The following is a 21,205-nucleotide window of genomic DNA, read 5'->3' as shown; positions in this document are numbered from 1 at the left end:
GCCGGGGCGGGCCTGTCAGTGCCCTGACTTAGGCTTCATCACTGTGGAGCCCGACCTCTTTACCGCAGCAGCCGAAGACCGCCAGGAGAAGGACCCGTCCAGCAGCCCCCTGGCCGTCCGGATGCGCCCCCGCACCCTCGACGAGGTGGTGGGCCAGCAGCATCTGCTCAAGCCCGGATCACCGCTGCGCCGGCTCGTCGGCGACGGGGACGGCGGCCCCGCCGGCGCCTCCTCGGTGATCCTCTGGGGCCCGCCGGGGATCGGGAAGACGACCCTCGCGTACGTCGTCTCGAAGGCCACGAACAAGCGCTTCGTGGAGCTCTCCGCGATCACCGCCGGCGTCAAGGAGGTCCGGGCCGTCATCGACGGCGCCCGGCGCGCGGTCGGCGGCTACGGCAAGGAGACCGTCCTCTTCCTCGACGAGATCCACCGCTTCTCCAAGGCCCAGCAGGACTCGCTCCTGCCGGCCGTCGAGAACCGCTGGGTGACGCTGATCGCCGCCACCACGGAGAACCCGTACTTCTCCGTGATCTCCCCGCTCCTCTCCCGCTCCCTGCTCCTCACCCTGGAGCCGCTCACCGACGAGGACCTCAAGGGCCTGATGTCGCGGGCCCTCACCGACGAGCGCGGACTCGGCGGTGCCGTGACCCTGCCGGAGGACGCCGAGTCCCACCTCCTCCGGGTCGCGGGCGGGGACGCCCGCCGCGCCCTGACCGCCCTGGAGGCCGCCGCCGGCGCGGCCATCGCCAAGGGCGAGGGGGAGATCACCCTCCAGACCGTGGAGGAGACGGTCGACCGCGCGGCCGTGAAGTACGACCGGGACGGCGACCAGCACTACGACGTGGCGAGCGCGCTCATCAAGTCGATCCGCGGCTCGGACGTGGACGCGGCCCTGCACTACCTGGCGCGGATGATCGAGGCGGGGGAGGACCCGCGCTTCATCGCCCGCCGGCTGATGATCTCCGCCAGCGAGGACATCGGCCTCGCCGACCCGAACGCCCTGCCGATCGCCGTCGCCGCCGCCCAGGCCGTCGCCATGATCGGCTTCCCCGAGGCGGCCCTCACCCTCAGCCACGCCACCATCGCCCTGGCACTGGCCCCGAAGTCGAACGCCGCGACGACCGCGATCGGCGCCGCCCTCGCCGACGTGCGGGGCGGCCTGGCGGGCGCGGTCCCGCCGCACCTGCGCGACGGCCACTACAAGGGCGCGGCCAAGCTCGGCCACGCGCAGGGCTACGTCTACCCGCACGACGTGCCGGGCGGCATCGCGGCCCAGCAGTACGCGCCGGACACGATCCACGGCCGCCGGTACTACGAGCCCACCCGCTACGGCGCGGAGGCGAGATACGCGGACGTGGTCGAGCGCGTGCGCGAACGCCTGAGGGGAGAGGGGGGCTAGCCTCCCGGGCGGTGCGAGCGCGTCCTGCGGAGCCGGTACACTGGTCCGGATAGCTGCGTCCCGTGTCCGGCTCCGGTCGGCACCACCAGAACGGGACAGTCAGCCGGAGACCCGGCCCTCGGGCGGGGTTTCCAGGAGCGTCGCGCACCTTCGAAGGTGTCGCGTGCCACCCATCACCACCCGGATTCCCGGGAGCGGCGATGGGTCGTTCGCGTGCTGCACGTATGTGCCCAGACCTGGGAGCGGCTGCCCGGCAGGTCCGTCCCGTACGGACCGAACGGGTTTCCCGGGCTGCGGATGCGACCTCCCCTAACCCTGGTGAAGCCGTATTCGTTCAGATAGAGAGGTTGGTTCATGGCGAACCAGTCCCGTCCCAAGGTCAAGAAGTCGCGTGCCCTCGGCATCGCGCTGACCCCGAAGGCCGTCAAGTACTTCGAGGCCCGCCCCTACCCGCCGGGCGAGCACGGCCGTGGCCGCAAGCAGAACTCGGACTACAAGGTCCGTCTGCTCGAGAAGCAGCGTCTGCGCGCCCAGTACGACATCAGCGAGCGCCAGATGGCGCGCGCCTACGACCGTGCCAAGAAGGCCGAGGGCAAGACGGGCGAGGCGCTGGTCGTCGAGCTCGAGCGTCGCCTCGACGCCCTGGTCCTGCGTTCGGGCATCGCCCGCACCATCTACCAGGCCCGCCAGATGGTCGTCCACGGCCACATCCAGGTCAACGGCCAGAAGGTCGACAAGCCGTCCTTCCGCGTCCGTCCGGACGACGTCGTCATGGTCCGCGAGCGCAGCCGCAACAAGCCGCTGTTCGAGATGGCCCGTGAGGGTGGCTTCGCCGCCGACGGCGAGACCCCGCGCTACCTGCAGGTCAACCTGAAGGCCCTGGCCTTCCGCCTCGACCGCGACCCGAACCGCAAGGAGATCCCGGTCATCTGCGACGAGCAGCTGGTCGTCGAGTACTACGCCCGCTGATTCCAGCAAGGGCGCAGTACCACCCCCGCGGTGTTCAGCCCGCCGCTTCCCCGCCCTTTCCGGTGGGGGAGCCGGCGGGCTTCCGCGTTCCCGGGACCGCCGCCGACCTGGCCGTACGGAACGGCCGCGGGGCCGTCGCGTCCGCCGGGCCACCGGGGGCCGCCGGGTCCCGACGCCGGGCGAGCGCGCGCTCCACGACCTCGTCGAGCGAGAGGCCCCGGCCCGCCCGGACCGCGGCGCCGAACGCCTCCGCGCCCAGCGCCTCCTCGGCCCGCTGCTCGCACAGCGCCCTCGGCCCGTCGAAGGCCTCCGAGCCGAAGAGGCGGATGCCCACCGTGTCCCACACCGGCACCGCCGCCCCCTGGAGGACCGCGGCCTCCGCCGGATCGCCCTCGCTCACCGTCACGAGCGCGAGCAGCTCGATCGCCAGCACGAGACCGACCAGGTCACGGAAGGTGTGGTTGATCGAGACGCACTCGGTGAGCAGCTCCCGCGCCTCTTCGTACGCGTCCCGGGTCCATGCCGAGAAGGCCAGGACGTACAGGGCGTAGGCCCGGGTCCAGAGCTCCCCGCGCTCCTCGCAGACCTCCCGGACCTCCCGGCAGATCGCGACCGCTCCCTCCAGATCGCCCCGGAAGGCCCGCGCCATCGCCACCTCGACCTGCCCCATGAGCACGTTGCTGTTCAGCTCGCCGAGCTCCCGGTAGGAGTCGAGCGCCCGCCCGATCAGCGCCTCGGCCCGCGGCAGCTCGTCCGAGAGCAGCGCGAGACAGCCCATCCGGTGCGTCGCGTACGCCTCCGCCAGCGCGTTCCGCGAGGCGCGGGCCCGCTCCCCGCACTCGTGGAGCGCCGCCACCGCCGCCGTGCCGTCCCCCTGCAGGACCGTCACGTACCCGAGCACCCACAGCGCCTTGAGCCGGGCCTCCTCGTGCCCCGACTCCAGCGCGAGCGCCCGCTCCAGCCAGTGCCGGCCCTCCGACAGGCGCCCGCAGCCCACCCAGGCGAACCAGAGCGTGCCCGCCAGGTGCTGGGCGAGGTGCGCGTCCTCGGGGAGTTCGAGGCACAGGTCGAGCGCCGCCCGCAGATTGGGCAGCGCCGCGGCCGTGCGGGCCGCCACCTCCGGCTGGCGGGGGCTGAACCACTCCAGCTCGCACCAGGTGGCCAGGCCCATGTACCAGTCGCGGTGCCGGCGCCGCATCCGCTCCGTGTCGCCGAGCGCCGCCAGCCACTCCGCCCCGTACGCCGCGACCGTGTCCAGGAGCCGGTAGGCGGGGCCCGCGGGCGTGTCCTCCCGTGACACCAGCGACTGCGCGAGCAGGCCCCCGAGGTGCTCCAGGACCTGCTCCGGGGGCAGCTCCCGGCTCCCGCACACGTACTCCACCGCCTCCAGGTCGAAGGGACCGGCGAAGACGGAGAGCCGCGCCCAGAGCAGCCGCTCCTCCGGGGTGCACAGCTCGTGGCTCCAGCCGATCGCGGTGCGCAGCGTCTGGTGGCGGGGGAGCTCCCCGCGCCCGCCGTCCGTCAGGAGGCGGAAGCGGTCGTCGAGGCGGTGCAGCATCTGCTCGACCGAGAGGAGGGGGAGACGACCGGCCGCCAGTTCGAGGGCGAGCGGGATCCCGTCGAGCCGCCGGCACAGCTCCCGCACACCCTCCGCCCCGCTCCCGGAAGTCCCCCGCGAACCGCTCCCGGAGACCTCCCACGGCCCGCTCCCGGATGCCGCCCGCGGCCCGGCCTCCGGCGCCGGCCGCGCTCCGGCCGCGGCGAAGCCCGACGCGCCCGGGGCCCCGGGCGGATCACCGGCCACCGACGCGCCCGCAGTCCCGAAGAAGTCCACGTCCACCGGCGCGCCCGCCTCCGCCGCCCGCTCGGCGAGGAGCGCCATCGCGTCCGCCTCGTCCATCGGGGCCAGCGGGAACACCGCCTCGCCCGCCACTCGCAGGGGCCGCCGGCCGGCCGCGAGCACCGTGAGTCCGGGCGCGTGGGCGAGGAGGTCCCGCAGCAGCGGCGCGCAGCTCTCCACCAGGTGCTCGAACCCGTCCACCACCAGCAGCGTCCGCCGCTCCGCGAGGTGCTCGATCAGCACCTCGCGCGGGGCCTTCGGCGTGTGGTCGGTCAGCCCGAGCGCCTCCACCAGGGCGTGCGCGACCAGGTCCGGGTCGCGCAGCGGTGCGAGCTCGGCGAGCCGGACCCCCTCGCCGTAGCGTTTCTGCGCCCCCGCGGCAGCCCGCAGCGCCAGCCGCGTCTTGCCGACCCCGCCCACACCCACGACCGTGACCAGGCGGGACGTCTCGAGGAGCGCCGCCAGTGCGGCCTGCTCGGCGGTCCGTCCGACGAACCGGTTCAGCTCCGCCGGGAGATTGCTCCGTCGCATGGGACACGGAGCGTACTCACCCGCGCGCGCTCCGTACAACCGGGATCCCGTAACTCCCGCCCCACGGGCGGTAATGCGGTACGGCAGGACAGCCCGGGCGCGATAGGGTCGGGGGACGAGTTCTCACAAGGCCCAACGACAGCAGAGAGCGGTGCACAGTGACCGGTGGAGAGGTTGCCGGGATCCTGGTGGCCGTGTTCTGGGCGATCCTCGTCTCCTTCCTCTCCGTGGCACTGGTGAGGCTGGCGCAGACGCTCAGGGCGACCACCAGGCTGGTGGCGGACGTGACCGAACAGGCCGTCCCCCTGCTGGCCGAAGCGTCCGCGACCGTGCGCTCGGCGCAGACCCAGCTCGACCGGGTCGACGCGATCGCCTCGGACGTCCAGGAGGTCGCCTCCAACGCCTCCGCGCTCTCCACGACCGTCGCCTCCACCTTCGGCGGCCCGCTCGTCAAGGTGGCCGCCTTCGGCTACGGCGTCCGCAAGGCGCTGGGCCGGGGCCGCGACGCGCAGGACGCGCCGCGGGCCGGTGACCGCCGTACTGTGATCGTCGGCCGTACCGTGCCGTCCTCGCGACGCCGGAAGCAGAAGGGCTGAGCCGCGATGTTCCGCCGCACGTTCTGGTTCACGGCCGGCGCAGCCGCCGGCGTGTGGGCCACCGCCAAGGTCAACCGGAAGCTGAAGCAGCTGACCCCCGAGAGCCTCGCCGCCCAGGCGGCGAACAAGGCCGTCGAGACCGGGCACCGGCTCAAGGACTTCGCCCTCGACGTGAGGGCGGGCATGCTCCAGCGCGAGGCCGAGCTGGACGAGGCCCTCGGCCTGACCGCACCCGTCGAGCCGGGCCGGGAACTCCCGGAGCCGCGCCGGAGGGCCGCGCTCGGCCCGGCCGCGCACCCGACCACCTATTCGTTTTCCAAGATGCCTACGAGTTCGTACAACCGGAATGAGGACCACTGATGGAGTCGGCTGAAATCCGCCGCCGCTGGCTGAGCTTCTTCGAGGAGCGCGGGCACACCGTCGTCCCTTCGGCGTCGCTCATCGCGGACGACCCGACTCTGCTGCTCGTCCCCGCCGGCATGGTGCCGTTCAAGCCCTACTTCCTGGGCGAGGTCAAGCCGCCCTTCACGCGCGCCTCCAGCGTGCAGAAGTGCGTGCGCACGCCGGACATCGAGGAGGTCGGCAAGACCACCCGGCACGGCACGTTCTTCCAGATGTGCGGCAACTTCTCCTTCGGCGACTACTTCAAGGAAGGCGCCATCAAGCTCGCCTGGGAGCTGCTGACCACCCCGGTGGAGCACGGCGGCTACGGGCTGGAGCCGGAGAAGCTCTGGATCACCGTCTACCTGGAGGACGACGAGGCCGAGCGCATCTGGCGCGACGTCGTCGGCGTCCCGGCCGAGCGCATCCAGCGCCTCGGCAAGAAGGACAACTACTGGTCGATGGGCGTCCCCGGCCCCTGCGGCCCGTGCTCCGAGATCAACTACGACCGCGGCCCCGAGTTCGGCGTCGAGGGCGGCCCGGCCGTCAACGACGAGCGGTACGTGGAGATCTGGAACCTGGTCTTCATGCAGTACGAGCGCGGTGAGGGCTCCGGCAAGGAGGACTTCCCGATCCTCGGCGAGCTGCCGTCGAAGAACATCGACACGGGCCTCGGCCTGGAGCGCCTGGCGATGATCCTCCAGGGCGTCCAGAACATGTACGAGACGGACACCCTCAAGGTCGTCATCGACAAGGCCACCGAGCTCACCGGCGTCGACTACGGCAAGGCCCACGACAGCGACGTCTCGCTCCGCGTGGTCGCCGACCACATGCGCACCTCCGTGATGCTCATCGGCGACGGCGTCACCCCCGGCAACGAGGGCCGCGGCTACGTGCTGCGCCGCATCATGCGCCGCGCCGTCCGCAACATGCGCCTGCTCGGCGCCACCGGCCCGGTCGTCCAGGACCTCGTCACCACCGTGATCGACACCATGGGCGAGCAGTACCCGGAGCTGGTCACCGACCGCAAGCGCATCGAGACCGTCGCCCTCGCCGAAGAGGCCGCCTTCCTCAAGGCCCTCAAGGGCGGCACCAACATCCTCGACACCGCCGTCACCGAGACCAAGGCCGCCGGCGGCACGGTCCTCGCCGGCGAGAAGGCCTTCCTGCTCCACGACACCTGGGGCTTCCCGATCGACCTCACCCTGGAGATGGCCGCCGAGCAGGGCCTCTCCGTGGACGAGGACGGCTTCCGCCGCCTGATGAAGGAGCAGCGGGACCGCGCCAAGGCCGACGCCAAGGCCAAGAAGACCGGCCACGCCGACGTCACCGCGTACCGGGAGATCGCCGACAACAACGGCGCCACCGAGTTCACCGGCTACACCAACACCGAGGGCGAGACCACGGTCGTCGGCCTGCTCGTGAACGGCGTCCCCTCGCCGGCCGCCTCCGAGGGCGACGAGGTCGAGGTCGTCCTCGACCGCACCCCGTTCTACGCCGAGGGCGGCGGCCAGATCGCCGACCAGGGCCGCATCAGGCTGCACAGCGGCGCCGTCATCGAGGTCCGCGACGTCCAGCAGCCGGTCCCGGGCGTCTCGGTCCACAAGGGCTCCGTGCAGGTCGGCGAGGTGACCGTGGGCGCCACCGCCTACGCCTCCATCGACGTCAAGCGCCGCCGGGCCATCGCCCGCGCCCACTCCGCCACGCACCTGACGCACCAGGCCCTGCGCGACGCGCTCGGCCCGACGGCCGCCCAGGCCGGTTCCGAGAACCAGCCCGGCCGCTTCCGCTTCGACTTCGGCTCGCCGAACGCCGTCCCCGGCGCGGTCCTCACCGACGTCGAGCAGAAGATCAACGAGGTCCTCGCGCGCGAGCTCGAGGTCCACGCCGAGGTCATGCCGATCAACGAGGCAAAGCGCCAGGGCGCCATCGCCGAGTTCGGCGAGAAGTACGGCGAGCAGGTGCGCGTCGTCACCATCGGCGACTTCTCCAAGGAGCTGTGCGGCGGCACGCACGTCGGCAACACCGCCCAGCTGGGCCTGGTGAAGCTGCTCGGCGAGTCGTCCATCGGCTCCGGCGTGCGCCGCATCGAGGCCCTCGTCGGCGTCGACGCGTACAACTTCCTCGCCAAGGAGCACACGGTCGTCGCCCAGCTCCAGGAGCTCGTCAAGGGCCGCCCGGAGGAGCTGCCGGAGAAGATCTCCACCATGCTCGGCAAGCTGAAGGACGCCGAGAAGGAGATCGAGAAGTTCCGCGCGGAGAAGGTCCTCCAGGCCGCCGCCGGTCTCGTCGACTCCGCCCGGGACATCCGCGGCGTCGCCCTCGTCACCGGCCAGGTCCCGGACGGCACCACCGCCGACGACCTGCGCAAGCTGGTCCTCGACGTCCGTGGCCGGATCTCCGGCGGCCGCCCGGCCGTCGTGGCCCTGTTCACCACGGTCAACGGCAAGCCGCTGACGGTCATCGCCACCAACGAGGCCGCCCGCGAGCGCGGCCTCAAGGCCGGTGAGCTGGTCCGCACGGCCGCCAAGACCCTCGGCGGCGGTGGCGGCGGCAAGCCGGACGTCGCCCAGGGCGGCGGTCAGAACCCGGAGGCCGTCGGCGAGGCCATCGCCGCCGTCGAGCGCCTCGTGGTGGAGACGGCGTGACGATGCGCCGCGGCCGCCGACTCGCGGTCGACGTCGGGGACGCCCGGATCGGGGTCGCCTCGTGCGACCCCGACGGGGTCCTCGCGACGCCGGTGGAGACCGTGCCGGGACGCGACGTCCCGGCCGCCCACCGGCGGCTCCGCCAGATCGTCGAGGAGTACGAGCCGATCGAGGTCGTCGTGGGCCTGCCCCGCTCGCTCAGCGGGCGGGAGGGCCCGGCCGCGACCAAGGTCCGCGCCTTCGCCCGGGAGATGGCGAAGGGCATCGCCCCGGTGCCGGTCCGGCTGGTCGACGAGCGGATGACGACCGTCACCGCGACCCAGGGCCTGCGGGCCTCGGGCGTGAAGGCGAAGAAGGGCCGGTCCGTCATCGACCAGGCCGCCGCCGTGATCATCCTTCAGAACGCTCTTGAGTCCGAACGGGTATCAGGTAATCCGCCCGGTGAGGGCGTCGAAGTGGTCATCTGATCGCGATACGGTAACGTTCCGCGCGATGCGGCGGTGTTCGAACAGCTGCCGCACTACGTAGAGGCGGATCGTCCGGAAGCCTCGCGGCTGTTTTGGGGATCGATGACTGAGTATGGCCGGGGCCCTGGCTCCGAACCGTGGCACCCCGGGGACCCGCTCTACGGGGACCAGGGGTGGGAGGGCCAGCAGCAGTACCCGCACCCGCAGCAGGCGAGCCAGTACGGCCACGACGGCCAGGGCTACGCGGACCCGTACGGGCAGGGCGGTCACGCCGGGCAGGGCTACGGGGGCGATCCGTACCAGCAGCAGGGGCAGCAGTACCAGCAGCCGCAGTACGAGCAGCAGCCGCAGCAGTACGTCGATCCCCAGTACCAGCAGCAGTACGAGACGGGGTACCCGGGCGGCGGTTACGACACGCCCGGGCACCTCGGACAGCAGTACGACGGCAACTGGGAGAGCGGCCAGGCGGCGATGGCCTACGGCGCGCCGCCGGCCGATCCGTACGGCGGTCAGAACCCGGACCTCTACGGCACGCCCGAGGCCTACCCGCCGCCCCAGCCGCCCGGCCGCCGGCAGGACCCGCCGGAGCCGGTCGTCGACTGGGCGCCGGAAGAAGAGGCACAGCCGGAGCCGGAGGAGGAGAAGCACCCCTTCTTCACCGGTGGCGACGACGCGGACGACGACGGCTACGACGAGGAGCCGGGCCGCGGGCGAGGCCGCGGCTCCCGCGAGGACGACCGCGAGCGCCGGAGCAAAGCGAAGAAACGCAAAGGCAAGAACGGTGTGGCCTGCCTGGTCGTCGCCCTCGTCCTGGTCGGCGGCGTCGGCGGCATCGGCTACTTCGGCTACCAGTTCTGGCAGGGAGAGTTCGGCGCGGCGCCCGACTACACGGGCAGCGGCAGCGGCGAGGTCCAGGTCGAGATCCCGAAGTCCGCGGGCGGCTACGAGATCGGCAACATCCTCAAGAAGGCCGGTGTCGTCAAGAGCGTCGACGCCTTCGTCTCGGCGCAGCAGAAGAACCCCCGGGGCCTCTCGATCCAGGCGGGCGCCTACACGCTGAAGAAGGGGATGTCGGCGGACAGTGCGGTGACGCTGATGCTGAACCCGGCCAGCCAGGCCAACCTGATCATCCCCGAGGGCAAGCGGAACGCCTGGGTCTACGAGAAGCTCGACGAGCGCCTCGACCTCAAGCCGGGCACCACCAAGGAAATCGCGTTCGCGAAGGCGGACTCCCTCGGGCTGCCCGACTGGGCGAAGAACCACGAGGAACTCAAGGACCCGCTGGAAGGATTCCTCTTCCCCGCGAGCTACCCGGTCGCCAAGGGCAGCAAGCCCGAGGACGCGCTGCGCAAGATGGTGTCCCGCGCGAACCAGGAGTACACCAAGCTGGACCTGGACGCGAAGGCGAAGGGGCTCGGCGTCAAGGGTCCGTGGGAGCTCCTCACGGTCGCGAGCCTGGTCCAGGCGGAGGGCAAGACCCACGAGGACTTCCGCAAGATGGCGGAGGTCGTCTACAACCGCCTGAAGCCGGGCAACATGGAGACCGTCCAGCTGCTGCAGTTCGACTCGACCCTCAACTACCTGAAGGGTCAGAGCGAGATCAAGATCTCCGAGCAAGAGGCGAACACCAACACGGACCCGTACAACACGTACAAGCACAAGGGTCTGCCGCCGGGACCGATCGGAAACCCGGGCAACGAGGCGCTCGCCGCCATGCTCAACCCGACGAACGACGGCTGGCTCTACTTCGTCGCGACCGACGGCATGAACAAGACCGAGTTCGCGAAGACCCTGGCCGAGCACAACAGGTTGAAGGAAAAGTTCAATGCCAACACGGGTCAGTGAGACGCACCGCCGCGCCGCCGTCCTCGGTTCGCCCATCGCCCACTCCCTCTCCCCGGTCCTGCACCGCGCCGCGTACGCCGCGCTCGGGCTCGACGACTGGTCGTACGACCGCTTCGAGGTCGACGAGGCGGCGCTGCCCGGATTCGTGACGGAGCTGGACGAGACCTGGGCCGGGCTCTCGCTGACCATGCCGCTCAAGCGGGCGATCATCCCCCTGCTCGACGAGATCAGCGACACGGCCGCCTCCGTGGAGGCCGTCAACACCGTCGTCCTCCGCGAGGACGGACGCCGGGTCGGCGACAACACCGACATCCCCGGCATGATCGCCGCGCTCGGCGAGCGGGGCGTCGAGAAGGTGGAGTCGGCGTCCGTCCTCGGCGCCGGCGCCACCGCCTCCTCCGCGCTCGCCGCCCTCGCCCGGATCTGCGCGGGGCCCGTCACCGCGTACGTACGGAGCGAGGCGCGCGCCGAGGAGATGCGCGGCTGGGGCGAGCGCCTCGGCGTGGACGTCCGCACCGCCGACTGGGAGCGGGCGGCGGAGGCCTTCGACGCGCCGCTGGTCGTCGCGACCACCCCCGCGGGCACCACGAACGCCCTGGCGACCGCCGTCCCCGACGGCGTCGGCACCCTCTTCGACGTCCTGTACGACCCCTGGCCGACGGCGCTCGCCGCGGCCTGGTCCGAGCGTGGCGGCAAGGTCGTCGGCGGCCTCGACCTCCTGGTCCACCAGGCCGTCCTTCAGGTCGAGCAGATGACGGGCGTCCCGAAGGCCCCGCTCGCGGCCATGCGGGCGGCGGGGGAGCAGGCGCTGGCGGCTCGGTAGGCTCCCCTCCGTACCGAGCGGATCACGGGGGAGCGGCAGTGGACACGGGCGGGGAATTCGTACTGGCGTCGCGGTGGAGCGCGGCGTGGGACATCGCGCGACTGGTCTTCGCGGTGTTCCACCACGACCTGCCCGGATGGGTGAGGTATCCGCTGCTCGCGCTGGGCTGCACCCTGGTCGTCCACCAGGGCCTCGGCTGGCTGCGCGAGCGATTCGGCGCGCCCCTGGAGGGGAGCGAGGCCGATCGCGGGAGCGGCGAGGCCGACCGGGAGATCGAGGCCGACGTCCGATAGCTGGACCGGAGGGCGGGTTCACCCCCCGGACGTGGGAGGATCGGGGGTGGCGGGCCAGGGCCGCGCACCCGGTCGTGCCGTCGCAGTGCCAGGCGCGAGCATGAGGAGCATCGTTGAGCAGGTTGCGTTGGCTGACCGCTGGGGAATCCCACGGACCCGCGCTGGTCGCGACGCTGGAGGGTCTTCCCGCCGGTGTCCCGGTCACCACTGAGCTGGTGGCGGACCACCTCGCGCGGCGACGCCTCGGCTATGGACGTGGCGCCCGCATGAAGTTCGAGCAGGACGAGGTCACCTTCCTCGGTGGCGTCCGGCACGGACTCTCCCTCGGCTCCCCGATCGCCGTCATGGTCGGCAACACCGAGTGGCCCAAGTGGGAGAAGGTCATGTCGGCCGACCCGGTCGACCCCTCGGAGCTGAAGGAGACGGGCCGCAACGCGCCCCTGACCCGGCCCCGGCCCGGCCACGCCGACCTCGCCGGCATGCAGAAGTACGGCTTCGACGAGGCCCGGCCGATCCTGGAGCGCGCCAGCGCCCGGGAGACCGCCGCCCGTGTCGCCCTCGGCGCCGTCGCCCGGTCCTTCCTCAAGGAGGCCGCCGGCATCGAGATCGTCTCGCACGTGGTGGAGCTGGCCGCCGCCAAGGCGCCGTACGGCGTCTACCCGACCCCCGCCGACGTCGAGAAGCTCGACGCCGACCCGGTCCGCTGCCTCGACGCCGACGCGTCGAAGGCGATGGTCGCGGAGATCGACCAGGCCCACAAGGACGGCGACACGCTCGGTGGCGTGGTGGAGGTGCTGGCGTACGGGGTGCCGGTCGGGCTCGGTTCGCACGTGCACTGGGACCGGCGGCTCGACGCCCGGCTCGCCGCCGCCCTCATGGGCATCCAGGCGATCAAGGGCGTCGAGGTCGGCGACGGGTTCGACCTCGCCCGGGTGCCCGGTTCGAAGGCGCACGACGAGATCGTCCGCACCGAGGACGGCATCAGGCGGACCTCCGGCCGCTCCGGCGGCACCGAGGGCGGTCTGACCACCGGCGAGCTGCTGCGCGTCCGCGCCGCGATGAAGCCGATCGCGACCGTCCCGCGCGCCCTGGCCACGATCGACGTCGCCACCGGCGAGGCCGCGGCCGCCCACCACCAGCGCTCCGACGTGTGCGCCGTCCCGGCCGCCGGCATCGTGGCCGAGGCGATGGTCGCGCTGGTCCTGGCGGACGCGGTCGTCGAGAAGTTCGGCGGCGACAGCGTCCCCGAGACCCGCCGCAACGTGCGGTCGTACCTCGACAACCTCAACATCCGGTGACCGCCGGACCCCTGGTCGTCCTCGTCGGGCCCATGGGCTCCGGCAAGTCCACGGTGGGCGCGCTCCTGGCCGAACGGCTCGGCGCGCCCTACCGGGACACCGACGCCGACATCGTCGCCGCCGAAGGACGCGAGATCTCCGACATCTTCGTCGAGGACGGCGAGGAGCACTTCCGCGCCCTGGAACGGGTCGCCGTCGCCACGGCCGTCGCCGAGCACGAGGGCGTCCTCGCCCTCGGCGGCGGCGCGATCCTGGACGCCGGGACCCGCGCCCTGCTCGCCGGGCTGCCCGTCGCGTACCTCTCCATGGACGTCGAGGAGGCCGTACGGCGGGTCGGACTCAACACCGCCCGGCCGCTCCTCGCCGTCAACCCGCGCCGCCAGTGGCGCGAGCTGATGGAGGCGCGCCGCCATCTGTACACCGAAGTCGCACGGGTCGTCGTCGCCACGGACGACCGCACCCCCGAAGAGGTCGCCCAGGCGGTCCTCGACGCACTGGAGTTGAAGGACGTATGACGGACCAGGACCAGGTGACCCGCATCCAGGTCGGCGGTTCCGCGGGCACCGACCCGTACGAGGTACTGGTCGGACGGCAGCTCCTCGGCGAGCTCCCCGGCCTGATCGGCACCCAGGCCAAGCGGGTCGCCGTGATCCACCCGGAGGCGCTCGCCGACACCGGCGAGGCGCTCCGCGCCGACCTCGCCGAGCAGGGCTACGAGGCCGTCGCCATCCAGGTGCCGAACGCCGAGGAGGCGAAGACCGCCGAGGTCGCCGCCTACTGCTGGAAGGCGCTGGGCCAGACCGGCTTCACCCGCAGCGACGTCGTCGTCGGCGTCGGCGGCGGGGCCACCACGGACCTCGCCGGGTTCGTGGCCGCCACCTGGCTGCGCGGCGTGCGGTGGATCGCCGTGCCCACCACCGTCCTCGCCATGGTCGACGCGGCCGTCGGCGGCAAGACGGGCATCAACACCGCCGAGGGCAAGAACCTGGTGGGCGCCTTCCACCCGCCCGCCGGGGTCCTGTGCGACCTCGCGGCGCTGGACTCGCTGCCGGTGCACGACTACGTCAGCGGGCTCGCGGAGATCATCAAGGCCGGCTTCATCGTCGACCCGGTGATCCTCGACCTCATCGAGGAGGACCCGCAGGCCGCCCGCACCTCGGCCGGCCCGCACACCGCCGAGCTGCTCGTCCGCTCGATCAAGGTCAAGGCCGAGGTCGTCTCCGGCGACCTCAAGGAGTCCGGCCGCCGGGAGATCCTCAACTACGGCCACACCCTCGCCCACGCCATCGAGAAGAACGAGCGGTACAAGTGGCGCCACGGCGCCGCCGTCTCCGTCGGCATGGTCTTCGCCGCCGAGCTCGGCCGCCTCGCCGGGCGGCTCGACGACGCCACCGCCGACCGGCACCGGACGATCCTGGAGTCCGTCGGCCTGCCGCTCACCTACCGCGGCGACCAGTGGCCGAAGCTCCTGGAGACGATGCGGGTCGACAAGAAGTCCCGCGGCGACCTGCTCCGCTTCATCGTGCTCGACGGGATCGGCAAGCCGACCGTCCTGGAGGGCCCCGACCCGGCCGTCCTGATCGCGGCCTACGGCGAGGTGTCGGCGTGAGCGAGGCGCGTCCGGTTCTGGTGCTCAACGGCCCCAACCTGGGCCGTCTCGGCTCCCGCGAGCCCGACATCTACGGCGCGACCTCCTACAAGGGGCTCGTCGAGTCCTGCCGGAGCCTCGGCGCGGAGCTCGGCTTCGACGTCGAGGTGCGGGAGACCAACGACGAGGGCGAGATGATCCGCTGGCTCCACGAGGCCGCGGACGGCTCGATCCCCGTGGTGATCAACCCCGGGGCCTTCACGCACTACTCGTACGGGATGCGGGACGCCGCCGCCCAGCGGACCGCCCCGCTGATCGAGGTGCACATCTCGAACCCGTACGCCCGCGAGGAGTTCCGGCACACCTCGGTCGTCGCGGCCGTGGCGACCGGCACGGTCGCCGGGTTCGGGATCGGCTCCTACCGGCTGGCGCTGCGGGCGCTCGCCGAGGAGATCGCCGACTGAAAGGGCCCGGCAGGGTCTGACAGGGCACCAGGGGGAGCCCCCGGCCGTTCCCCCTGTGGGGGTCGGGGGCGGTAACGTTCCGCCGTCCACGGACACATCGGTCCGGGGATCCGACAGGCGTACGAGACGGAGTGGCACCGGATGCAGCACGCAGTGGGGGGCCCGCTGCCACCGCCCGAGCGGTCGGGCCGGACGGCCGGCGGCGGAGCGGGACCCGCGCCCGGTTCCGTACCGGCGCCCGGCGCCGCCGGCGGGGACCTCGGCGGGCAGCCGCCCGTCCCTCCGCAGGTCCCGCCGGGCGCCCCGTACCCGGGCCCGGCGTCCGGGCCCCGGCTCGGTGGGCACCCGACGGTCCAGGCCGGCACCCCCCGGCCCCCGCACGGCCCGCCGCCCCCGGCGCCCGGAGCGGGCTGGGGCGGCCCCGGGGGCATACCGCAGCATCCGCAGGCCCCCCAGCACCCCGCGGCCCCCCACCCGGCGGGCACACCGCACCCGGGAGCTCCGCGGCATCCCGCCGCAGGGCCGCAGCATCCGGGCGGCCCGCAGCACCCCTCCGCCGGACCGCAGCATCCGGGCGGCCCGCAGCACCCCTCCTCCGCCCCGCCGCGCGCGGACCTGACCGGACACGTGCCGCTGCCGCCCGTGAGCGCGCCCCTCGCGCCGCCCGCCGAGCACGGCGCCGGGACCGGCGCGGCCACCCTCGCCGTCCTGCTCATCGGCCCCGCGGGCGCGGGCAAGACGACCGTCGCCCGGCACTGGGCGCAGCGCCGCCGCGTGCCCACCGCGCACATCAGCCTCGACGACGTGCGCGAATGGGTCTGCTCCGGCTTCGCCGACCCGCAGTCCGGCTGGAACGAGCACTCCGAGGCGCAGTACCGACTGGCCCGCCGCACCTGCGGCTTCGCCGCGCGCAACTTCCTCGCCAACGGCATCTCCTGCATCGTCGACGACGCCGTCTTCCCGGACCGGCCCGTCGTCGGACTCGGCGGCTGGAAGCGGCACGTCGGCCCCGGCCTGCTGCCCGTCGTCCTGCTGCCCGGCCTGGAGGTCGTCCTGGAGCGCAACGCCGAGCGCAGCGGCAACCGGCGCCTCTCGGACGAGGAGGTCGCCGCCATCCACGGCCGGATGGCCGGCTGGTACGGCTCCGGCCTGCCGATCATCGACAACTCCACGTACGACGTCGAGACCACCGCGCGCGTCCTCGACGACGTCCTGGCCCGAGCGATCGCCAGCCCGCCCACCTGGTGATCCCGCCCGGACGGTCGTTCTGAACAGGCCGTCGCGGCCCGCTGCTCGTAGGCTCGGAAGCATGTCAGAGGTGTATGCGGACCGCCGTGTACGGCTGCGCGACCGGTGCGCCGCCGCGGGCAGCCCGGCGGCCCTGGTCTCCCGCCCCGCCAACGTCCGCTATCTCGCGGGTGGTTCACCGCCCGGCGCCGTCCTGCTCGTCGGGCCGGAGCCGGAGACGGACGTCCTGCTCTGCCCCGCCGCGCCCGGTGGCGAACCGGCCGACGGGCGGCTCGACGAGCTCCTCCGGCAGCAGGTGCTCCCCGCCGGAGGAGGCGATCCGGCGGTCACCGCCGTCGACCTCGCCCGCCGGGCCGGCGCCGACGCGCTCGCGGTCGAGGAACACCACCTGACGGTCGCCCGGCACCGGGCCATGGGCTCCGCCGCCCCCTCCCTGCGCCTCGCCGACCTCTCCTGCGCCGTCGAACAGCTCAGGATCGTCAAGGACGAGGACGAGATCGCCTGCCTGCGGATCGCGGCGGAGATCGCCGACCAGGCCCTCGGCGAGCTCCTGGAGTCGATCCTCGTGGGGCGGACCGAGCGCCACCTCGCCCTGGAACTGGAGCGACGGCTCGTCGACCACGGTGCCGACGGGGCCGCCTTCCCCACCTCGGTGGGGACCGGGCCGCACTCCGGGCGCCGCGGACACCGGCCCACCGACCGCCGGGTCGAGGAGGGTGATTTCCTCTCCGTCTGCCTGGGCGCGGACTACCGCGGCTACCGGTGCGAGATCGGCCGCACCTTCGTCATCGGCACCACCCCCGCCGACTGGCAGATCGAGCTGTACGAGCTCGTCTTCGCCGCTCAGCGGGCCGGACGGGAGTCCCTCGCGCCCGGCGCCGAGTACCGGGACGTGGACCGGGCGGCCCGCCAGATCCTGGACGCCGCGGGGCACACGGAGGCCGCCGTGCCCCTCACCGGGCACGGAGTGGGGCTCGAAATCGACGAGGACCCGCAGCTCTCACCCTCGGCCATGGGTAAACTGGACGCTTGTGTGCCGGTCACCGTCGAACCGGGGGTCCACCTCCCGGGCCGGGGCGGAGTCCGGATCGATGACACGCTCGTCGTACGCCAGGAGGCGGACGGCGGACCCGAGCTACTCACCATCACGACCAAGGAGCTGCTCGCGCTGTGAGGCGCGTACGCCTCCTCGGTCCCACGTCAGTCCAGGAGATTCCGCAACCGTGGCTTCCACGAACGACCTCAAGAACGGCATGGTGCTCAAGCTCGAAGGCGGCCAGCTCTGGTCCGTCGTCGAGTTCCAGCACGTCAAGCCTGGCAAGGGCCCGGCCTTCGTGCGCACCAAGCTCAAGAACGTGCTGTCCGGCAAGGTCGTCGACAAGACCTTCAACGCCGGTGTGAAGGTCGAGACGGCCACCATCGACCGCCGCGAGATGCAGTTCTCCTACATGGACGGCGAGTACTTCGTCTTCATGGACATGGAGACCTACGACCAGCTGATGGTCGACCGCAAGGCCGTCGGCGACGCCGCCAACTTCCTCATCGAGGGCTTCACCGCCCAGGTCGCGCAGCACGAGGGCGAGGTGCTCTACGTCGAGCTCCCGGCCGCCGTCGAGCTGACGATCGAGCACACCGACCCGGGCGTCCAGGGCGACCGCTCCACCGGCGGCACCAAGCCCGCCCGCCTGGAGACCGGCCACGAGATCCAGGTCCCGCTCTTCGTCACCACCGGTGAGAAGGTCAAGGTCGACACCCGCGACAGCAGCTACCTCGGCCGGGTGAACAGCTAACCGTGGCCGCTCGGAGCAAGGCCCGTAGGCGGGCTTTCCAGATCCTGTTCGAGGCCGACCAGCGCGGCGCCTCCGTGCAGGAGGTCCTCGCCGACCAGGTCCGGCTCCACCGGGCCGACGACCGGCAGCCGCCGGTCAACGACTTCACCATGCAGCTGGTCGAGGGGTACGCGGCCCACGTGGCGCGGATCGACGAGCTCATCGCGACCTACGCGGTGGACTGGGACCTCGACCGGATGCCCGTCGCCGACCGGAACATCGTGCGCCTCGGCGCGTACGAGCTGATCTGGGAGGACGAGACGCCCGACGCGGTCGCGATCGACGAGGCGGTGCAGCTCGCCAAGGAGTTCTCCACGGACGAGTCCCCGACCTTCGTCAACGGTCTGCTCGGACGCTTCAAGGACCTGAAGCCGCGCCTGCGCCGGGACGCGGACGTCTAGTCCCGTACGGCGCGCGAAGGGGCCCGCAGCACTCTCGGTGCTGCGGGCCCCTTCGCGTACCGTCTGCGCCCCTTCGCGTGCGGTCCGCGGCTCTTCGCGTACGGCCGGCTCCTCCGGGAAGGATCTCCGGGGAAAAGCGCCGGGCCCGTGGACGTCGGATGACGTCCACGGGCCCGGCGGTACGTTTCTGCTGCGGCCTGGTAAGGGCTCAGTTCTCCTCGTGGGCGACCGCGCGGCGCGCGTCCGCGTCCAGGACGCCCCAGCTGATCAGCTGCTCGGTGAGGACCGAGGGGGACTGGTCGTAGATCACGGCGAGGGTGCGCAGGTCGTCCTGGCGGATCGACAGCACCTTGCCGTTGTAGTCGCCGCGCTGCGACTGGATCGTCGCCGCGTAGCGCTGGAGCGGGCCCGCCTTCTCCTGCGGGACGTGGGCCAGCCGCTCCAGGTCGAGGACCAGCTTCGGCGGCGGCTCGGCGGCGCCGCCGGGGGTCGTGCCCGGCAGGAGCTCCTGCACCGGCACCCCGTAGAAGTCCGCCAGCTCGGCAAGACGCTGCACGGTCACCGCGCGGTCCCCGCGCTCGTACGAGCCGACCACGACCGCCTTCCAGCGGCCCTGGGACTTCTCCTCCACCCCGTGGAGGGAGAGACCCTGCTGGGTGCGGATGGCGCGGAGTTTGGCCCCGAGCTGCTTTGCGTATTCGCTGGACATAACGCTCCCGGACGCTGTGACGACATGCGGCTGCGCCGCGCGGCTGGTAACTCACTGTGAGGTTACGCAGCGTTACACCCACCCGTCAAGCCGAATGGTCCGTACCGCCCCCTCCCGAGGGACGGCGCCCGGAGGGGCGGCAGGGGTGCACGAGAAACGGGGCGCCTACCCCTGGTAGAGTGAACGGCGCAAATCCGACGTCCTTTAAGAGCCGTCCCGTGAGGCGGAGAAGGAGGTCCGTTTTCCATGGACACCCAGCAGTACGGCGACGACGCACGGCCCGTTCTCGAAGGCCCCGACATCGCGCGGGTCCTGACCCGCATCGCCCACGAGATCGTCGAGCGCGCCAAGGGCGCCGACGACGTGGTCCTCCTCGGCATCCCCACCCGCGGCGTCTTCCTCGCCCGCCGGCTCGCCGAGAAGCTCGAATCGATCACCGGCACCAAGATCCCGGTCGGTTCCCTCGACATCACCATGTACCGGGACGACCTGCGGATGAAGCCCGCCCGCGCCATCGGCCGCACCGAGATCCCCGGTGACGGCGTCGACGGCCGCCTCGTCGTCCTCGTCGACGACGTCCTCTTCTCCGGCCGCACCATCCGCGCCGCCCTCGACGCCCTCGGCGACATCGGCCGCCCGCGCGCCGTCCAGCTCGCGGTCCTCGTCGACCGCGGCCACCGCGAACTTCCGATCCGCGCCGACTACGTCGGAAAGAACCTCCCCACGTCGCTGAGGGAGACGGTCAAGGTCCAGCTCGCCGAGGAAGACGGTCGCGACACCGTCCTGCTCGGCAGCAAGCCCGCCTCCTAACCGGACCGGCACCCCAGACGGGGCCGGGGCACAGCCCTGCGCACCCGCATGCCCTCACCCTCCCACCACGGAGCGAAACCCCGATGATGCGTCACCTCATCTCGGCCGCCGACCTCACCCGCGACGACGCCGTCCAGATCCTCGACACCGCCGAGGAGATGGCCCGGGTGGCCGACCGGCCCATCAAGAAGCTGCCGACCCTGCGCGGCCGGACCGTCTGCAACCTCTTCTTCGAGGACTCCACCCGCACCCGGATCTCCTTCGAGGCCGCCGAGAAGCGCCTCTCCGCCGACGTGATCAACTTCGCGGCCAAGGGCTCCAGCGTCTCCAAGGGCGAGTCCCTCAAGGACACCGCGCAGACCCTGGAGGCCATGGGCGTCGACGCGGTCGTCATCCGGCACGGCGCCTCCGGCGCCCCGTACCGGCTCGCCACCTCCGGCTGGATCGACGCCCCCGTCATCAACGCCGGCGACGGCACCCACCAGCACCCCACCCAGGCCCTCCTCGACGCCTTCACCATGCGCCGCCGCCTCGTCGGCCGCGACGCCGGCCTCGGCCAGGACCTCGCCGGCAAGCGCATCACCCTCGTGGGCGACGTCCTGCACAGCCGGGTCGCCCGCTCCAACGTCGACCTGCTCCACACCCTCGGCGCCGAGGTCACCCTGGTGGCCCCGCCCACCCTGGTCCCCGTCGGCGTCGAGACCTGGCCCTGCGACGTCTCGTACGACCTCGACGGCGTGCTGCCGAAGTCCGACGCGGTGATGATGCTGCGTGTGCAGCGCGAGCGGATGAACGCCGCCTTCTTCCCGACCGAGCGCGAGTACTCGCGCCGCTACGGGCTCGACGGCGAGCGGATGGCGAAGATGCCCGAGCACGCCATCGTCATGCACCCCGGCCCCATGGTCCGCGGCATGGAGATCACCGCCGAGGTCGCCGACTCCGACCGCTGCACGGTCGTCGAGCAGGTCGCCAACGGCGTCTCCGTCCGGATGGCCGTCCTCTACCTGCTTCTGGGCGGCAACGAGTCCGCCACCACCCCCGCCCGTACCGAGGAGAGCAAGTGACC

Annotated in this window: 21 protein-coding genes; 19 read left to right on the top strand and 2 right to left on the bottom strand. The window is 72.4% G+C overall.

Going from position 1 to position 21,205, the window contains the following annotated elements:
• The first annotated feature begins 43 nt into the window (after window positions 1-43).
• Together ACIGW4_RS25790 and rpsD are read left to right on the top strand one after the other, a co-directional pair.
• Window positions 44-1,399 carry a replication-associated recombination protein A gene (locus tag ACIGW4_RS25790; RefSeq protein WP_123450375.1) on the top strand — a complete coding sequence of 452 codons (1,356 nt, stop codon included), beginning with the start codon at window positions 44-46 and terminating at the stop codon, window positions 1,397-1,399.
• Window positions 1,400-1,753: 354 nt separating this feature from the next.
• Window positions 1,754-2,368, top strand: coding sequence for a 30S ribosomal protein S4 (rpsD, locus tag ACIGW4_RS25785; RefSeq protein WP_123450373.1), 615 nt, complete (start codon window positions 1,754-1,756; stop codon window positions 2,366-2,368).
• A gap of 34 nt (window positions 2,369-2,402) precedes the next feature.
• On the opposite strand, the gene ACIGW4_RS25780 is transcribed toward rpsD, so the two are convergent.
• Window positions 2,403-4,739, bottom strand: coding sequence for an ATP-binding protein (locus tag ACIGW4_RS25780; protein ID WP_399583035.1), 2,337 nt, complete (start codon window positions 4,737-4,739; stop codon window positions 2,403-2,405).
• A gap of 158 nt (window positions 4,740-4,897) precedes the next feature.
• On the opposite strand from ACIGW4_RS25780, the gene ACIGW4_RS25775 reads away from it, so the two are divergent.
• The 15 genes from ACIGW4_RS25775 to nusB all read left to right on the top strand — a co-directional run bounded on the left by ACIGW4_RS25775 (window position 4,898) and on the right by nusB (window position 18,620).
• Entirely contained in the window at window positions 4,898-5,335 is a 438-nt protein-coding gene (locus ACIGW4_RS25775; RefSeq protein WP_123450369.1) for a DUF948 domain-containing protein, read from the top strand.
• 6 nt (window positions 5,336-5,341) lie between these two features.
• Entirely contained in the window at window positions 5,342-5,695 is a 354-nt protein-coding gene (locus ACIGW4_RS25770; RefSeq protein WP_123450367.1) for a DUF6167 family protein, read from the top strand.
• Window positions 5,695-8,364 carry an alanine--tRNA ligase gene (gene alaS / locus ACIGW4_RS25765; RefSeq protein WP_123450365.1) on the top strand — a complete coding sequence of 890 codons (2,670 nt, stop codon included), beginning with the start codon at window positions 5,695-5,697 and terminating at the stop codon, window positions 8,362-8,364. Before ACIGW4_RS25770 ends, alaS begins: the two co-directional genes overlap by 1 nt.
• A gap of 2 nt (window positions 8,365-8,366) precedes the next feature.
• Window positions 8,367-8,831, top strand: coding sequence for a Holliday junction resolvase RuvX (gene ruvX / locus ACIGW4_RS25760; RefSeq protein WP_030693079.1), 465 nt, complete (start codon window positions 8,367-8,369; stop codon window positions 8,829-8,831).
• Between the two features lie 102 nt (window positions 8,832-8,933).
• Window positions 8,934-10,676, top strand: a complete 1,743-nt coding sequence (gene mltG / locus ACIGW4_RS25755; RefSeq protein ID WP_359590876.1) for an endolytic transglycosylase MltG — start codon at window positions 8,934-8,936, stop codon at window positions 10,674-10,676.
• Window positions 10,657-11,499 (top strand): shikimate dehydrogenase, encoded by an 843-nt coding sequence (locus tag ACIGW4_RS25750; RefSeq protein WP_123450361.1) that lies wholly within the window; start codon window positions 10,657-10,659, stop codon window positions 11,497-11,499. Before mltG ends, ACIGW4_RS25750 begins: the two co-directional genes overlap by 20 nt.
• A 38-nt stretch (window positions 11,500-11,537) precedes the next feature.
• On the top strand, window positions 11,538-11,792 hold the full coding sequence (locus ACIGW4_RS25745) for a hypothetical protein (RefSeq protein WP_399583031.1): 255 nt from the start codon (window positions 11,538-11,540) through the stop codon (window positions 11,790-11,792).
• A 113-nt stretch (window positions 11,793-11,905) separates the two neighbouring features.
• Entirely contained in the window at window positions 11,906-13,090 is a 1,185-nt protein-coding gene (aroC, locus tag ACIGW4_RS25740; RefSeq protein WP_123450356.1) for a chorismate synthase, read from the top strand.
• Window positions 13,087-13,605: a shikimate kinase gene (locus ACIGW4_RS25735; protein WP_123450354.1), complete on the top strand. Its 519-nt coding sequence runs from the start codon at window positions 13,087-13,089 to the stop codon at window positions 13,603-13,605. The genes aroC and ACIGW4_RS25735 overlap by 4 nt, the downstream gene beginning before the upstream one ends.
• Window positions 13,602-14,699 (top strand): 3-dehydroquinate synthase, encoded by a 1,098-nt coding sequence (gene aroB, locus ACIGW4_RS25730; RefSeq protein ID WP_399583029.1) that lies wholly within the window; start codon window positions 13,602-13,604, stop codon window positions 14,697-14,699. Before ACIGW4_RS25735 ends, aroB begins: the two co-directional genes overlap by 4 nt.
• Window positions 14,696-15,142: a type II 3-dehydroquinate dehydratase gene (aroQ, locus tag ACIGW4_RS25725; protein WP_123450351.1), complete on the top strand. Its 447-nt coding sequence runs from the start codon at window positions 14,696-14,698 to the stop codon at window positions 15,140-15,142. The genes aroB and aroQ overlap by 4 nt, the downstream gene beginning before the upstream one ends.
• A gap of 141 nt (window positions 15,143-15,283) precedes the next feature.
• Complete coding sequence (locus ACIGW4_RS25720) at window positions 15,284-16,390, top strand: AAA family ATPase (RefSeq protein ID WP_398714124.1); 1,107 nt, start codon at window positions 15,284-15,286, stop codon at window positions 16,388-16,390.
• Between the two features lie 61 nt (window positions 16,391-16,451).
• Window positions 16,452-17,564, top strand: a complete 1,113-nt coding sequence (locus ACIGW4_RS25715) for an aminopeptidase P family protein (RefSeq protein ID WP_359590880.1) — start codon at window positions 16,452-16,454, stop codon at window positions 17,562-17,564.
• Between the two features lie 49 nt (window positions 17,565-17,613).
• Window positions 17,614-18,180 carry an elongation factor P gene (gene efp / locus ACIGW4_RS25710; protein WP_123450347.1) on the top strand — a complete coding sequence of 189 codons (567 nt, stop codon included), beginning with the start codon at window positions 17,614-17,616 and terminating at the stop codon, window positions 18,178-18,180.
• Window positions 18,181-18,182: 2 nt separating this feature from the next.
• Window positions 18,183-18,620: a transcription antitermination factor NusB gene (gene nusB / locus ACIGW4_RS25705; RefSeq protein WP_359590881.1), complete on the top strand. Its 438-nt coding sequence runs from the start codon at window positions 18,183-18,185 to the stop codon at window positions 18,618-18,620.
• Window positions 18,621-18,828: 208 nt separating this feature from the next.
• Here nusB and bldD read toward each other — a convergent pair whose 3' ends face one another.
• A complete protein-coding gene (gene bldD / locus ACIGW4_RS25700) occupies window positions 18,829-19,329 on the bottom strand; it encodes a transcriptional regulator BldD (RefSeq protein ID WP_015032294.1) in 501 nt (166 codons plus the stop codon).
• A 246-nt stretch (window positions 19,330-19,575) separates the two neighbouring features.
• Here bldD and pyrR point away from each other — a divergent pair, with 246 nt between their 5' ends.
• A complete protein-coding gene (gene pyrR, locus ACIGW4_RS25695) occupies window positions 19,576-20,139 on the top strand; it encodes a bifunctional pyr operon transcriptional regulator/uracil phosphoribosyltransferase PyrR (protein WP_123450343.1) in 564 nt (187 codons plus the stop codon).
• A gap of 83 nt (window positions 20,140-20,222) precedes the next feature.
• Window positions 20,223-21,203 (top strand): aspartate carbamoyltransferase catalytic subunit, encoded by a 981-nt coding sequence (locus tag ACIGW4_RS25690; RefSeq protein ID WP_123450341.1) that lies wholly within the window; start codon window positions 20,223-20,225, stop codon window positions 21,201-21,203.
• The last annotated feature ends 2 nt before the right edge of the window (window positions 21,204-21,205 follow it).

This window comes from Streptomyces sp. NPDC053513 (genome assembly GCF_044544765.1).
Lineage (GTDB): Bacteria > Actinomycetota > Actinomycetes > Streptomycetales > Streptomycetaceae > Streptomyces > Streptomyces litmocidini.
This window is presented reverse-complemented; position numbering and strand designations above follow the sequence as displayed.

Bases quoted from the DNA above. Each gene is read 5' to 3' on its own strand.
- rpsD (WP_123450373.1), top strand. From the start codon at position 1,754: ATGGCGAACCAGTCCCGTCCCAAGGTCAAGAAGTCGCGTGCCCTCGGC.
- ACIGW4_RS25780 (WP_399583035.1), bottom strand. From the start codon at position 4,739: ATGCGACGGAGCAATCTCCCGGCGGAGCTGAACCGGTTCGTCGGACGG.
- ACIGW4_RS25770 (WP_123450367.1), top strand. From the start codon at position 5,342: ATGTTCCGCCGCACGTTCTGGTTCACGGCCGGCGCAGCCGCCGGCGTG.
- alaS (WP_123450365.1), top strand. From the start codon at position 5,695: ATGGAGTCGGCTGAAATCCGCCGCCGCTGGCTGAGCTTCTTCGAGGAG.
- ruvX (WP_030693079.1), top strand. From the start codon at position 8,367: ATGCGCCGCGGCCGCCGACTCGCGGTCGACGTCGGGGACGCCCGGATC.
- mltG (WP_359590876.1), top strand. From the start codon at position 8,934: ATGACTGAGTATGGCCGGGGCCCTGGCTCCGAACCGTGGCACCCCGGG.
- ACIGW4_RS25750 (WP_123450361.1), top strand. From the start codon at position 10,657: ATGCCAACACGGGTCAGTGAGACGCACCGCCGCGCCGCCGTCCTCGGT.
- aroB (WP_399583029.1), top strand. From the start codon at position 13,602: ATGACGGACCAGGACCAGGTGACCCGCATCCAGGTCGGCGGTTCCGCG.
- ACIGW4_RS25720 (WP_398714124.1), top strand. From the start codon at position 15,284: ATGCAGCACGCAGTGGGGGGCCCGCTGCCACCGCCCGAGCGGTCGGGC.
- ACIGW4_RS25715 (WP_359590880.1), top strand. From the start codon at position 16,452: ATGTCAGAGGTGTATGCGGACCGCCGTGTACGGCTGCGCGACCGGTGC.
- bldD (WP_015032294.1), bottom strand. From the start codon at position 19,329: ATGTCCAGCGAATACGCAAAGCAGCTCGGGGCCAAACTCCGCGCCATC.
- pyrR (WP_123450343.1), top strand. From the start codon at position 19,576: ATGGACACCCAGCAGTACGGCGACGACGCACGGCCCGTTCTCGAAGGC.
- ACIGW4_RS25690 (WP_123450341.1), top strand. From the start codon at position 20,223: ATGATGCGTCACCTCATCTCGGCCGCCGACCTCACCCGCGACGACGCC.